We start from the raw sequence: 12109 nt of genomic DNA, 5'->3' as shown, positions 1-12109 counted from the left end.
TTTCTATCTCGGGCTCAACGCCGGCATTCTGTCCCCAAAGCGCATCGCTTCGAACACGAAATCCGGGACGGCCTCTTGCCCTCTGTCCCTATCTTCCTCATGTTCAATACCATTGCGATGATCGATCGTAGGAGGGTCGGTCGGATTCATCGCTATGGGAGGAAGTCAACCATGAAGGTAAGCCTTTTCGTTTCCGCGGCACTTCTCGCCGCATCCGCGATCCCCGCCTCGGCCGCCGACATTTCCGACGGCAAGGTCAAGATCGGCATCCTCAACGACCAGTCGGGCGTCTATGCCGATTTCGGCGGCAAGTGGTCGGTCGAGGCGGCCAAGATGGCGGTCGAGGATTTCGGCGGCAAGGTGCAGGGAGCGCCGATAGAAATCATCAGCGCCGACCACCAGAACAAACCGGATATCGCCTCCAACATCGCGCGGCAGTGGTACGACACCGAGCAGGTCGATGCCATCATGGAACTGACGACCTCTTCGGTGGCGCTCGCCGTCCAGGGGATTTCCAAGGAAAAGAAGAAGATCGACATCGTCACCGGCGCGGCGACCACGGAGCTGACCGGCAAACAATGCTCGCCTTACGGCTTTCACTGGGCCTATGACACACATTCGCAGGCGGTGGGAACCGGCGGCTCTCTCGTGCAGCAGGGCGGCGACAGCTGGTTCTTCGTCACCGTCGACTATGCATTCGGCTATTCGCTGAAGGATCAGACCACCAAGTTCGTCGAGAGCCATGGCGGCAAGGTGCTGGGCGAGGTGCGTTATCCCCTGGGATCGACCGATTATTCGTCCTTCCTGCTGCAGGCGCAATCGTCGGGCGCCAAGGTCATCGGCCTGGCCAATGCCGGCCTCGATACCTCCAACTCGATCAAGCAAGCGGCCGAATTCGGCATCGTGCAGGGCGGTCAGCGTCTTGCCGCACTCCTGTTCACGCTGGCCGAGGTGCATGGGCTTGGCCTTCAAGCGGCGCAGGGCGTTGTGCTGACCGAAGGCTATTATTGGGATCGCGACGACAAGAGCCGCGAATTCGGGCAGCGCTTTTTCAAGCGCACCAACCGCATGCCGAACATGATCCAGGCCTCGACCTATTCGGCGGTGACGCAGTACCTGAAAGCGATCGACAAGGCCGGCACGGACGAGACCGAAGCGGTCGCCAAGCAACTGCATTCGATGCCCGTGGACGACGCCGCGATAACCAACGGCAAAGTGCAGGCGGACGGCAACATGGTCCATGACATGTACCTCTATCAGGTCAAGTCGCCAGCCGAGAGCACCCAGGAGTGGGACTACTACAAATATCTCGCCACCATTCCTGGCAACGAGGCCTTCCTTAGCGAAAAGGAAAGCGGCTGTCCGACGGCCGGCCAGTGATCGGCGCGGCCGATGGCGCCGACTGACCTGAGCGCGAACGAGCCGCCTGTGGTGCTTTCCGCCCGCGGGTTGCGGCGCGACTTTGCCGGCTTCATCGCCGTCAAAAACGTCGATCTCGATGTCCGCCATGGCAACATCCATGCCCTGATCGGACCCAACGGCGCCGGCAAGACGACCGTCTTCAACCTGCTCACCAAGTTCCTGGCGCCGACCAGCGGCAGGATCGAGCTGCTCGGCCACGACATCACCCGCACCTCGCCGGCCAGGGTCGCGCGGATGGGCCTGGTGCGCTCGTTCCAGATATCGGCGATTTTTCCGCACCTCAGCGTGCTCGACAATGTGCGCGTCGCGCTGCAGCGGCCGGGCGGGCTCAGCGTTCAGTTCTGGCGCTCGCTGGCGGCGCTCGACCGGCTGACGCCGCGCGCCGAGGAATTGCTGCGCTCGGTCGGTCTCGACGACGCCAGGAACAGGCTCGCCGGCGACCTTTCCTATGGCAGGAAACGCGTGCTCGAGATCGCTACGACCCTGGCGCTCGATCCGAAAGTGCTGCTGCTGGACGAGCCGATGGCCGGCATGGGGCATGAGGACGTGGCCACGGTTTCCAGCCTCATCCGTTCGGTGGCCAGGGATCGCGCCGTGCTGATGGTCGAGCACAATCTGACCGTCGTGGCCGACCTTTGCGACTGGATAACGGTCATGCAGCGCGGCGAGGTGCTGGCCGCCGGCGACTACGCCACCGTCAGCCGCGACGAGCGCGTCAAGATCGCCTATATGGGCACCGCCGATGACTAGTGCCGCACCTCTGCTTGCAGTCAGCGGCCTCAACGCCTGGTATGGCGAGGGCCATGCGTTGCACGGCGTCGATCTGGAGGTGTTTGCCGGCGAGACGGTCACGCTGCTCGGCCGCAACGGCGTCGGCAAGACGACGACGCTGCGCGCCATCATGGGGCTGATCCGCAAGCGAACCGGCCGGATCGCTTTCGACGGCCAGGATCTGATGCGGCTGCCGCTGCACCGGACCGCGCATCAAGGCATCGGCTTCGTGCCGGAGGAGCGCGGTATCTTCGCGACGCTGACCGTCGACGAGAACCTGGTTCTGCCGCCGGTCGTCGCGCAGGGCGGCATGAGCGTCGAGGAGATTTTCGACCTGTTCCCCAATCTGAAGGAGCGGCGCAACAGTCCAGGCACGAGGCTGTCGGGCGGCGAACAGCAGATGCTGGCGATCGCGCGCATGTTGAGAACCGGTGTGAAAATGCTGCTTCTCGACGAGCCGACGGAGGGTTTGGCCCCCGTCATCGTGCAGCGCATTGGCGCGTTGCTGGCGACGTTGAAAAAGCGCGGCATGACGATCCTACTGGTGGAGCAGAACTTCCGCTTCGCCAGCCGTGTCGCCGATCGTTTCTATCTGATGGAGCACGGCAAGGTGGTGGCGGGGTTTCCGGTCGGCGAGCTGCCGGACCGCATGACGCAGCTCCACGAAGTCCTGGGTGTATGATGGCGCCATGACGATGATCTTCGGCATCCCCGTTCAGGCTTTCCTCGGCCAGTTGCTGGTCGGCCTGATCAACGGCTCGTTCTACGCCATGCTGAGCCTGGGCCTGGCTGTCATATTCGGCCTGCTGCGGGTCATCAATTTCGCCCATGGCGCCCAATATATGCTCGGCGCCTTCGTCGGTTATCTGCTTCTCACCTATCTCGGCATCGGCTACTGGCCCGCCTTGATCCTTGCGCCGCTGATCGTCGGTGCCTTCGGCATCGTGGTCGAGCGCCTTGCGCTGTCGAGACTGTACGATCTCGATCCGCTCTACGGCCTGCTCTTCACCTTCGGCCTCGCGCTCGTGCTCGAAGGCATCTTCCGCTACTATTACGGCGTCTCGGGAAACCCCTACGCCGTGCCGCCGCTGCTTTCGGGAGGCACCAATCTCGGCTTCATGTTCCTGCCCAACTATCGCGGCTGGGTCGTCGTCGCCTCGCTGATCGTCTGCTTCGGAACCTGGGCGCTGATCGAGAAGACCAGGCTCGGTTCCTACCTGCGCGCCGCGACGGAGAATCCCCGCCTCGTCCAGGCTTTCGGCGTCAACGTGCCCTTGCTGCTGACCCTGACCTACGGCCTCGGCTCCGCGCTGGCCGGGCTTGCCGGGATTCTGGCAGCGCCGATCTATCAGGTGAGCCCGCTTATGGGGTCGGATCTCATCATCGTCGTCTTCGCCGTCGTCGTGGTCGGCGGCATGGGATCGATCCTTGGCGCCATCGTCACCGGCTACATGCTTGGCCTTGCCGAAGGCCTGACCAAGGTCTTCTACCCCGAGGCCTCCAACCTCGTGGTCTTCGTCATCATGGCGATTGTGCTTCTGGTCCGGCCGGCCGGCCTGTTCGGAAGGGACGCCTGACATGTCGGAACTGACGCTTCGCGAGACATCGGCCAAAACCTCGGCACGGCTTGAATGGACGCTGGTCGGGCTCGGCATCCTGGCGCTGCTGGTGGCGCCTTTCCTGGTCTATCCGATCTTCCTGATGAAGATGCTGTGCTTCGCGCTGTTTGCCTGCGGGTTCAATCTTCTGCTTGGTTACACCGGGCTGCTGTCATTCGGCCACGCAACCTTCTTTGGCGGCGCCGCCTACTTCACCGCGCATGCCGTCAAGGTCTGGGGCTGGCCGCCGGAAGCCGGCATTCTGCTCGGCATGGCGGGTGCGGCCTTGCTCGGCCTCGTCATGGGCTTCTTCGCCATTCGCCGGCAAGGCATCTATTTCGCCATGATCACGCTGGCACTGTCGCAGATGTTCTTCTTCTTCTGCGTGCAAGCGCCGTTCACGCAAGGCGAGGACGGCATTCAGGGCATACCGCGCGGCATGCTGCTAGGCGTCCTCGACCTGAACGTCTCGCTGAACATGTATTATTTCGTGCTGGCGGTGTTCCTGATCGGCGTCTTCGCCATCTGGCGCATCGTCAATTCGCCATTCGGCATGATCCTGCGCTCGATCCGGGAAAACGAGAATCGCGCCATTTCGCTGGGCTATTCCGTCGCCAACTACAAGCTCGGCGCCTTCGTCATGTCGGCGGCGCTGGCCGGGCTGGCCGGCTCGCTCAAGGCGATCGTCTTCCAGTTCGCCACGCTCACCGACGTCACCTGGCAGATGTCGGGCGAGGTGATCCTGATGACGCTTCTCGGCGGCATCGGTACGATGGTCGGGCCGATCATCGGCGCCAGCCTTGTCATCGGCCTGGAAAACACGCTTGCCACTTCCGGCTTTCCGGTGACCATCGCCACCGGCCTGATCTTCATGGTGTGCGTGCTGATCTTCCGGCGCGGCATCGTCGGCGAATTTTACGCGCGGATTTTCGGGCGGGCGGGAAAGGACTGATCAGCTGCAGGTTGGTGGGACGCGGTTTGCGCGTGGTGACATGCGTCACCACAATGAGCACCTGTCCGGATTCTTCAGAAAACTATAGACCTCGATCAATCGAGGCGACTGCTTGCGACCTGGGGCAATCGCGACCCCATCGGAACGGGTGAGCACTGCTGTGGACAAATCGTGATGCGTGCATTCTTTCGATTGGTTGCGGTTATGACCGTGGTGTCCGGCGTGACCGGCTGCACCAGCATTTCCTACTACGCGCAATCCATGAAGGGTCATCTGCAGATCATGACCGCACGCCAGGATGTCGGAAAACTGATCGAGGATCCTTCGACGCCGAAGGCGTTGCGCGCCCGAATGGCATCGGCGAGCGCTATACGACAGTTCGCAACGGATGAACTGGCGCTGCCCGACAACAACAGCTACCGCAGCTATGTCGACATTGGTCGGGACTCGGTGACATGGGCTGTCTTCGCCGCGCCGGCATTTTCGCTGACGCCGCGAACATGGTGTTTTCCTGTTTTCGGCTGTGTTCCCTACCGGGGGTATTTCTCCAGGAAGTCCGCGACTGAAACCGCTGTCGAACTTCAAGAACAGGGCATGGACGTCTATGTGACGGGCATCACTGCATATTCCACGCTCGGCTGGTCAAGTGACCCGCTGCTAAGCACGATGTTCGGCGAGGATAAAACCTATCTTGCAGGGCTGATTTTCCATGAACTCGCCCACCAGCGCGTCTACGTGCACGACGATTCCGCATTCAACGAGGCGTTCGCTGTCGCCGTCGAAACAACCGGCGTGAGAAAATGGTTGCGCATGACTGGCGATACCGCCGCATTGCGCCGTTACGAAGCCGCCCGGAGACGCAAGGCTGAATTTCTTGCGCTGGTGTCGCGGACCCGGGACGAGTTGGCGCAAGTCTATTCCAACGCCGGCACCTCGGAGCAAAAACTGGCCGCAAAGACGGCCGCTATTGAACGGCTGCGGATGCGCTACCGGCACATGCGCGACAGACGCTGGGGCCGATACCGGGGATACGATGCCTGGTTCGCCTCCCCGATCAACAACGCGAAGCTCGCCGCGACGTCCGTTTATAGCGATCGGGTGACCGCGTTTCTGCGCCTGTTCGACTTGTGCTCGGGCGACTATGTCAGGTTCTATGCATCGGTCCGGCGGATTGGCGCACTGGACGAAGCTCACCGCGTCGAAGCACTTGCCGCGGCAGATCGCTGTTATTGAGTCAGCCCGTGAGGCGTCCACGAAACAACGTGCAGCCGTCCGTCAGGCGCGACCTGGAGATATCCCGGAATCCGGCCTCGGTCATCCACGCGCGATACTGACCCTCAGTGTACGATTCGCCGTGGCGATAGAGGTTCAGGAAGGTGAGATTGAGAAAGACACCCTCTGGCGGGCCGAGGCGGTCGTCATCGACGACACCCCACCCGGCAATTGCGATCTCGCCGCCATGTGTAAGGCAACGCGCCGCGTTCAGGATCGAACTGCGCGCCTGGTCCGGCGGAAGCACCTGGACGACGGCCTTCAGGATCGCCAGATCGTGCCGACCGACCGATGGCGCGACGGTTATGTCCCCCTCTTCGACAACCACGTCGTCGGCACCGTATTCCGACAGGATGGCTGGCGCGACCGCTGAGACCGTCGGCAGTTCCATCAGCGTCGCCGCAATGTGCGGCCACCGCTCGCGAAGCCCGACCAGTATGGTCCCGGCACCCCCGCCGATGTCGATCACCGAACCGACCGCCGAGAGGTCCATCTCCTGGGCCAGATGTCGGCCGAAAATCACCCCACCCGGTGCGAGCATGCGGCTGAAGGCCGCCGCGGCCTCAGGTCCCGCTTCGGAAAAGTCGTGCAGCGCAGCCGGCCGGTTCTGCCGCAGCGACTCGGCGGTTAGTAGGTCGGCTCCCCAGAGCTCGCGCAGGAGCGCATGATCGCCGCCGCGATAGCTTGGCTTGGACGCATCGAGGAAGGCCGACGCTTCGGCTCCGTTGCGAAATTCACCATCCTTGACTTCAAGGAGGCCGATGCTGGCGAGCGCGTAGAGGAGCCGCGACAGACGATCGGGTTCGACTTTGAGCGTGGCCCCGAGGCTGTCAGCAGTCAGCGCGCTTTCACCGAGCCGGGTGAAGATGCCAAGGTCCAATCCGGCGCGAAGCGCCAAGGCGGGGGGCACCGCTGCGATCAGCTTGTCGATCCGGTCAGAATCCACCATGTCACATCCCCTCCGCGATCCAGGATCGGCCTTGAAACAACTCCCATGGACTAGAACTTACAGTCCCGACGTCCGGATGGCGACGGACCGGCCGAGAACTCCCAGTGGTGCGGTTGGGAGCGCGCGCGGCTCTAGTCTGAGAACTTCACGCTCACGCCGCGCTGCCGAAAATAAGCCTGCATCAACTTGCGGCCCGAGCGGTTGTTCTGCGCCAGTTTGGTCGGATCGAACACCGCCTGTTTTATCCCCTCCCGCGTCAGCGCCGCCTTAAGCGTCGCGATATGTGCGTCGATGTCGGCATTGTCCGCCCGGAGCGAGGCATAGATGCTCTCGGTCGCCTCGGCCACGGTCAGTTCGCTCATTGGTGTCGTCCTTTGGTTGGTTGGGCGGCGCTTAGCACAGATTCGCGGTCCGCCGATACCGAGACCGTCAGTACACAGCGCCCGCCGCGAAAGCGAACCGTTCCTTATGAGGCTTCGTAAAGTTCCAGCGGCAATCCATCCGGATCTCTGAAAAAAGTAAACCGTTGGTCTGTGTATGGGTCGATCCGGATTGGCTCAAAGGCAACGCCTGCGGCTTCCAGGCGGATAATTACGGGCTCAAGATTAGCCACAGCAAATGCCAGATGTCTCAGGCCTGTAGCCTCTGGGTGGGATGGCCGCATCGCCGGTGCAGGGAAGGAGAACAATTCCAGTTGGGCCGACCCGATCCGCAGATCCGCCTTCCATGACTGCCGCTCCTCCCGATAGACCTCCCGGATCAGATCGAGGCCGAGGAGTTCGACGTAGAACCGTCGCGACCGGTCATAGTCGGTGCAGATGAGCGCGACGTGGTGAATGGCGTTCAGCATGCTGCTAACTCCAGTCAAGGGGATATGAGGCCAAGGTGCTTCAAGGCCTGGATCGTCGCGCGCCACGGCTCCGATTTGCCTTGTCCTTCCCACCTCACCCATAACACCCGCGTTCCACCGCCAGCCGCCGCACCAGCGCCAGCACGGCATCGATGGTCGGGGTCGGCTTGTCCGTTAGCCGGCCAAGTTCCTGCACCGCGCTCACCAGCGCGTCGATCTCCATCGGCCGGCCGCGCTCCAGGTCCTGCAGCATCGAGGTCTTGTGTTCGCCGACATCGCCGGCGCCCTTGATGCGCCGGTCGACCGCTATGGGAAAGCGCACGCCGAGGCTTTCGCCGATCGCCTGCGCTTCCAGCATCATGGTGCGAGCGAGCGTGCGGGTGCCTTCGTCGGCGACAATTGCGGCAAGCGTGCTGCCGGTCAGCGCCGAGATCGGGTTGAAGGACAGATTGCCCCACAGCTTTACCCATATCTCGCCGCGGATGTCGTCGCGCACCGGCACCTGCAGGCCGGCCTTGACCATTTCCTCGGCCAGAAGCGTAACCCGTTCGCTGCGCTCGCCGGAGGGTTCGCCGAGCGAGAAGCGTCTGCCCTCGACATGGCGGATGAGGCCCGGCGCATCGACCTCGACGGCCGGATAGACGACCGAGCCGATGACGTGGTCCGGTCCGATCCGCTGCCAGATCTTGCCGCCGGGATCGACCGCGTTCAGCCTGGTGCCTTCGCGCGGCCCGCCAACGCCGTGGAAGTACCACCACGGCACGCCGTTCTGCATGGTGACGACGGCGGTGTCTTGCCCGAGTAGCGGTGCGATCTGGTCAAGGGCCGAGGTGAGGGAATGGGCTTTTAGCGCCAGAACCACATAATCCTGGACGCCAAGTTCCTCGGCTTTCGCGGCGGCCCGGACGGGGACGGACGTCTCCTGGCCGTCCTCGATCAGGCGCAGGCCATTTGCCTTGATCGCTTCCAGATGCGCCCCGCGCGCGACGATCGAAAGATCGGTCCGCCCAGTCATGGCAAGCTTGGCAGCGAGATAGCCGCCGATCGCACCGGCGCCGAAGATGGTGATCTTCATCGTCAAAGCCCCAGTTTGGCAGCGAGGCCGATGCGCTGCAATTTGCCGGTCGCGCCCTTGGGGATCTCGTCCAGGATCAGGATCTTGCGCGGCACCTTGAAGTCGGCAAGCCGCGTCGCGGCATAGGTGCGAATGTCGCCCTCGGTGGCACTGATGCCTTCGCGCAGCACAACCGCCGCGGCCACCTCCTCGCCAAGCTTGTCATGCGGCATGGCGAAGGTGACGACCTGCGCCACCGCCGGATGGTCCATCAGCACATCGTCGACCTCGAGCGGCGAGATTTTTTCGCCGCCGCGGTTGATGATCTCCTTGAGCCGTCCGGTGACCCTGAGATAGCCGTCTTCGTCCAGCACGCCCTGGTCGCCGGTGTGGAACCAGCCATGCGCGAAGGCGGTGGCGTTGGCATCCGGGTTCTTCTCGTAGCCAACAGTCACATTGGGCCCGCGAATGACGATCTCGCCGGTCTCGCCGGCCTTGAGCAGTCGCCCGTCGGGCGCCATGACAGCCACGTCCGGACCGGCGGAGGCCCCGACGCTGCCCGGCTTGCGCTGGCCCGGCGGCAGCCGGTTCGACGCCATCTGGTGCGCGGCCTCGGTCATTCCGTAGGATTCGATCACCGGACAGCCGAAGGTCGCTTCCAGTTCAGCCATCACTTGCGCCGGCAGCGACGCCGAGGACGAACGGATGAAGCGCAGGCGCGTTGCCGCCAGCACCTCGGCATTGCGTGCCGCGCGAGGCAGGATCGCCTGATGCATGGTCGGCACCGCCGTGTACCAACTCGGTCGTGCCTCGCCCAGCCACTGGAAGAAGCGCAGCGCGTTGAAGCCCGGCGTGCAATAGATGCTGCCACCGGCAGCCAGTGACGACAGCACGGCCGCGATCAGGCCGTGAATGTGGAACAGCGGCATGATGTTGAGGCAGCGGTCATCGGCCGTCAGGCCAAGCGTGCCGCCGATATGGGCAGCCGAGGCTGCGATGTTGGCATGGCTGAGCGGCACCAGTTTTGGCCGCGACGTCGTGCCGGAGGTGTGCAGCAAAAGCGCGATGTCGCCGTCTTGCGCCATGTCGGGTGATGCCGGGGGCCCGATCGCCGCGCCCTCGATCGCAAAACTGCCGGCGGGTGTGGCGGGCTGCACGACAAGCCGCAGCACGCCGATGCCGAGGCGTTCGGCCACCGTCACCGCAGGGCCGGTCTCGCCCTCGGCGACAAGGATCGCCTTGGCGCCGATGTCGGTGAGGTAGAAATCGAGCTCGTCGGCCCGGTAGGCTGGATTGAGCGGTGCCGTCGAGGCGGCGGCCGCCACGGCGATAAAGGCGGTGGCCATCTCGGGCCCGTTCGGCAGCACGATCGCCACCCTGTCGCCCCGGCCGATGCCGCGCGCATGCAGCTGTTTTGCCGTGTCGGCGATCAGGCTGCGCAATCCGCCATGGCTGAGCGTCGCCCTGTCGGGCGCCAGGATGGCAGGTGCATCGTCCGCCCCCGCTGCGAGACGGCGGGAGAGATCTGCGTGGGTTTCAGTTTGGGTCATGATCACCGGCTGGATTTCGAACGGCTATTGGCGGCAGCCCCGCTGACGGGCTTGCCTCGATATGGATACGCCATTGGACAACGGATTGCGTCAGTAGCCAAGCGCCAAACCATCCTTGCGCGGATCGGAAGCGCCGGTCAGCGTCCCCTTCTCCCAGTCGATCAGCACCACCTGCCCGCCGCCCAGCGGGTGATGCGGTTCGGCGATGCGGTGGCCGCGCCGGCGCAGGCCCTCGATCGCCTCGCTGGGAACGCCACGCTCGGCCTCCACGGTGTCGTCATTGTAAAACACCCTGGGCGCATCCAGCGCCTGCTGCGGGTCCATGCCGAAGTCGATCATGTTGGTCAGCAGATGGACATGGCCGAACGGCTGGTAGCCGCCGCCCATGACGCCGAACGGCATCACGACGCGGCCGTTCTTCGTCGCCATGCCCGGCATGATCGTGTGCATCGGCCGCTTGCCGGGCGCGATCGCGTTCGGATGTGCCGGGTCGAGGCGGAAGCTCGAACCGCGGTTCTGCAGCACGACACCGGTCTTCGGGCCGACGACGCCGCTGCCGAACGAATAATAGGTCGAGTTGATGAAGGAAACCGCGTTGCGGTCGCGGTCGACGATGGAGATGTAGACCGTGTCGCTGCCGGGCAGCTCCACGCGCGGCAGATGCGTCATGGCGCGGTCGCGGTCGATCTCGGCGCGCAGCCGGTCGGCATAGGCGCCGGACAGGAGCTGTTTGACCGGCACCGGGACATGATCCTGGTCGCCGAGATAGCGGTCGCGGTCGCGATAGGCCAGGCGCCCGGCCTCGATCTCCAGATGCAGGCGCTCGGCGCCATTGGGGTCAAGTCCGCCAAGCTTGAAGCCCGACAGCAAATTCAGCATCAAAAGCGCCGTCAGCCCCTGATTGTTGGGCGGCATCTGGTGGATCTCGTGGCCGCCATAAGAGGTGCTGACCGGCGTCACATAATCGCCTCGGGTCGAGGCGAAATCCTCGGCCGAATGAAGTCCGCCCAATTCGTTAAGCCGACTAACCATATCGTCGGCGACAGCGCCTTCATAGAAACCGGCTCGGCCGTGTTTGGCGATGATGCGCAACGTCGCCGCTAGTTCCGGCTGCCTGTGGATGTCACCCGCCTTCGGCGCCTTGCCGCCGGGCAGGAAGATGCGCGCGGCATGCTCGTCGGCCGACAGGTCGGTTTCCGGTTCGGCCCAGTCGAAGGCGACGCGGTCGTGCACGACATAGCCGTTCTCGGCATAGTGGATGGCCGGCGCCAGCACCTCGGCAAGGCCCTTGCGGCCATGGTCTTCGAGCAGGCGGCCCCAGGCGTCGACAGCGCCCGGCACGGTGACCGCATGCGGACCCTGCAGCGGGATGCGATCGAAGCCTTTTTCGCGGTACCAGTCGACCGTCGCTTTGGCTGGCGCCCGACCCGAACCATTGAAGGCCAGCACATTGCCCTGTCCCGCCGGGCTATAGAGCACGAAGCAATCGCCGCCGATGCCCGTCGATTGCGGCTCGACGACGCCCTGCACGGCGGCGGCGCAGACGGCGGCATCCATGGCATTGCCGCCGGAGCGCAGAATGTCGATGGCCGCAAGGGTTGCAAGCGGATGCGAGGTCGCGGCAACCGCCTCGGTGGCACGAACCGGCGAGCGGCCGGGAAACTGGAAATCACGCATTCTGTCTGGATATC

Annotated in this window: 12 protein-coding genes; 6 read left to right on the top strand and 6 right to left on the bottom strand. The window is 63.8% G+C overall.

Annotated features, from left to right (window positions below; all coding sequences use genetic code 11):
• Positions 1-171 precede the first annotated feature (171 nt).
• From NKI21_RS03620 to NKI21_RS03595, 6 genes are all read left to right on the top strand, one after another.
• Positions 172-1380 (top strand): ABC transporter substrate-binding protein, encoded by a 1209-nt coding sequence (locus NKI21_RS03620; protein WP_128304150.1) that lies wholly within the window; start codon positions 172-174, stop codon positions 1378-1380.
• Positions 1381-1392: 12 nt separating this feature from the next.
• Positions 1393-2172 carry an ABC transporter ATP-binding protein gene (locus NKI21_RS03615; protein ID WP_023810815.1) on the top strand — a complete coding sequence of 260 codons (780 nt, stop codon included), beginning with the start codon at positions 1393-1395 and terminating at the stop codon, positions 2170-2172.
• Entirely contained in the window at positions 2165-2875 is a 711-nt protein-coding gene (locus NKI21_RS03610) for an ABC transporter ATP-binding protein (protein WP_023810814.1), read from the top strand. The genes NKI21_RS03615 and NKI21_RS03610 overlap by 8 nt, the downstream gene beginning before the upstream one ends.
• Before the next feature lie 7 nt (positions 2876-2882).
• Entirely contained in the window at positions 2883-3770 is an 888-nt protein-coding gene (locus tag NKI21_RS03605; RefSeq protein WP_023810813.1) for a branched-chain amino acid ABC transporter permease, read from the top strand.
• 1 nt (position 3771) lies between these two features.
• The gene (locus NKI21_RS03600; RefSeq protein WP_023810812.1) at positions 3772-4743 is read left to right on the top strand and encodes a branched-chain amino acid ABC transporter permease; all 972 of its coding nucleotides are present in this window, start codon (positions 3772-3774) and stop codon (positions 4741-4743) included.
• Positions 4744-4917: 174 nt separating this feature from the next.
• A complete protein-coding gene (locus tag NKI21_RS03595; protein ID WP_128304151.1) occupies positions 4918-5976 on the top strand; it encodes an aminopeptidase in 1059 nt (352 codons plus the stop codon).
• 1 nt (position 5977) lies between these two features.
• Here the strand turns inward: NKI21_RS03595 and NKI21_RS03590 are convergent, their stop codons facing one another.
• From NKI21_RS03590 to ggt, 6 genes are all read right to left on the bottom strand, one after another.
• Entirely contained in the window at positions 5978-6964 is a 987-nt protein-coding gene (locus tag NKI21_RS03590) for a methyltransferase (protein WP_128304152.1), read from the bottom strand.
• 131 nt (positions 6965-7095) lie between these two features.
• Positions 7096-7326 (bottom strand): hypothetical protein, encoded by a 231-nt coding sequence (locus NKI21_RS03585; protein ID WP_023810809.1) that lies wholly within the window; start codon positions 7324-7326, stop codon positions 7096-7098.
• A gap of 104 nt (positions 7327-7430) precedes the next feature.
• Complete coding sequence (gloA2, locus tag NKI21_RS03580) at positions 7431-7814, bottom strand: SMU1112c/YaeR family gloxylase I-like metalloprotein (protein ID WP_352440625.1); 384 nt, start codon at positions 7812-7814, stop codon at positions 7431-7433.
• Positions 7815-7908: 94 nt separating this feature from the next.
• Positions 7909-8889, bottom strand: a complete 981-nt coding sequence (locus NKI21_RS03575) for a 2-dehydropantoate 2-reductase (protein ID WP_352440624.1) — start codon at positions 8887-8889, stop codon at positions 7909-7911.
• Between the two features lie 2 nt (positions 8890-8891).
• Positions 8892-10418: an acyl--CoA ligase gene (locus NKI21_RS03570; protein ID WP_352440623.1), complete on the bottom strand. Its 1527-nt coding sequence runs from the start codon at positions 10416-10418 to the stop codon at positions 8892-8894.
• A 90-nt stretch (positions 10419-10508) separates the two neighbouring features.
• Positions 10509-12095 carry a gamma-glutamyltransferase gene (gene ggt / locus NKI21_RS03565; RefSeq protein ID WP_352864531.1) on the bottom strand — a complete coding sequence of 529 codons (1587 nt, stop codon included), beginning with the start codon at positions 12093-12095 and terminating at the stop codon, positions 10509-10511.
• Positions 12096-12109 lie beyond the last annotated feature (14 nt).

Source organism: Mesorhizobium sp. M0715 (assembly GCF_040320355.1).
In the GTDB taxonomy this organism is placed as follows: Bacteria; Pseudomonadota; Alphaproteobacteria; order Rhizobiales; family Rhizobiaceae; genus Mesorhizobium.
Note: the sequence above shows the minus strand (reverse complement) of the source record. Positions and strands in the feature narration are given on the sequence as shown.

Excerpts from the sequence above, each read along its gene's own strand:
- NKI21_RS03605 (WP_023810813.1), top strand. The coding sequence starts at position 2,883 with ATGACGATGATCTTCGGCATCCCCGTTCAGGCTTTCCTCGGCCAGTTG.
- NKI21_RS03585 (WP_023810809.1), bottom strand. The coding sequence starts at position 7,326 with ATGAGCGAACTGACCGTGGCCGAGGCGACCGAGAGCATCTATGCCTCG.
- NKI21_RS03610 (WP_023810814.1), top strand. The coding sequence starts at position 2,165 with ATGACTAGTGCCGCACCTCTGCTTGCAGTCAGCGGCCTCAACGCCTGG.
- NKI21_RS03620 (WP_128304150.1), top strand. The coding sequence starts at position 172 with ATGAAGGTAAGCCTTTTCGTTTCCGCGGCACTTCTCGCCGCATCCGCG.
- gloA2 (WP_352440625.1), bottom strand. The coding sequence starts at position 7,814 with ATGCTGAACGCCATTCACCACGTCGCGCTCATCTGCACCGACTATGAC.
- NKI21_RS03595 (WP_128304151.1), top strand. The coding sequence starts at position 4,918 with ATGCGTGCATTCTTTCGATTGGTTGCGGTTATGACCGTGGTGTCCGGC.
- NKI21_RS03615 (WP_023810815.1), top strand. The coding sequence starts at position 1,393 with ATGGCGCCGACTGACCTGAGCGCGAACGAGCCGCCTGTGGTGCTTTCC.
- NKI21_RS03570 (WP_352440623.1), bottom strand. The coding sequence starts at position 10,418 with ATGACCCAAACTGAAACCCACGCAGATCTCTCCCGCCGTCTCGCAGCG.
- NKI21_RS03600 (WP_023810812.1), top strand. The coding sequence starts at position 3,772 with ATGTCGGAACTGACGCTTCGCGAGACATCGGCCAAAACCTCGGCACGG.
- NKI21_RS03575 (WP_352440624.1), bottom strand. The coding sequence starts at position 8,889 with ATGAAGATCACCATCTTCGGCGCCGGTGCGATCGGCGGCTATCTCGCT.
- NKI21_RS03590 (WP_128304152.1), bottom strand. The coding sequence starts at position 6,964 with ATGGTGGATTCTGACCGGATCGACAAGCTGATCGCAGCGGTGCCCCCC.
- ggt (WP_352864531.1), bottom strand. The coding sequence starts at position 12,095 with ATGCGTGATTTCCAGTTTCCCGGCCGCTCGCCGGTTCGTGCCACCGAG.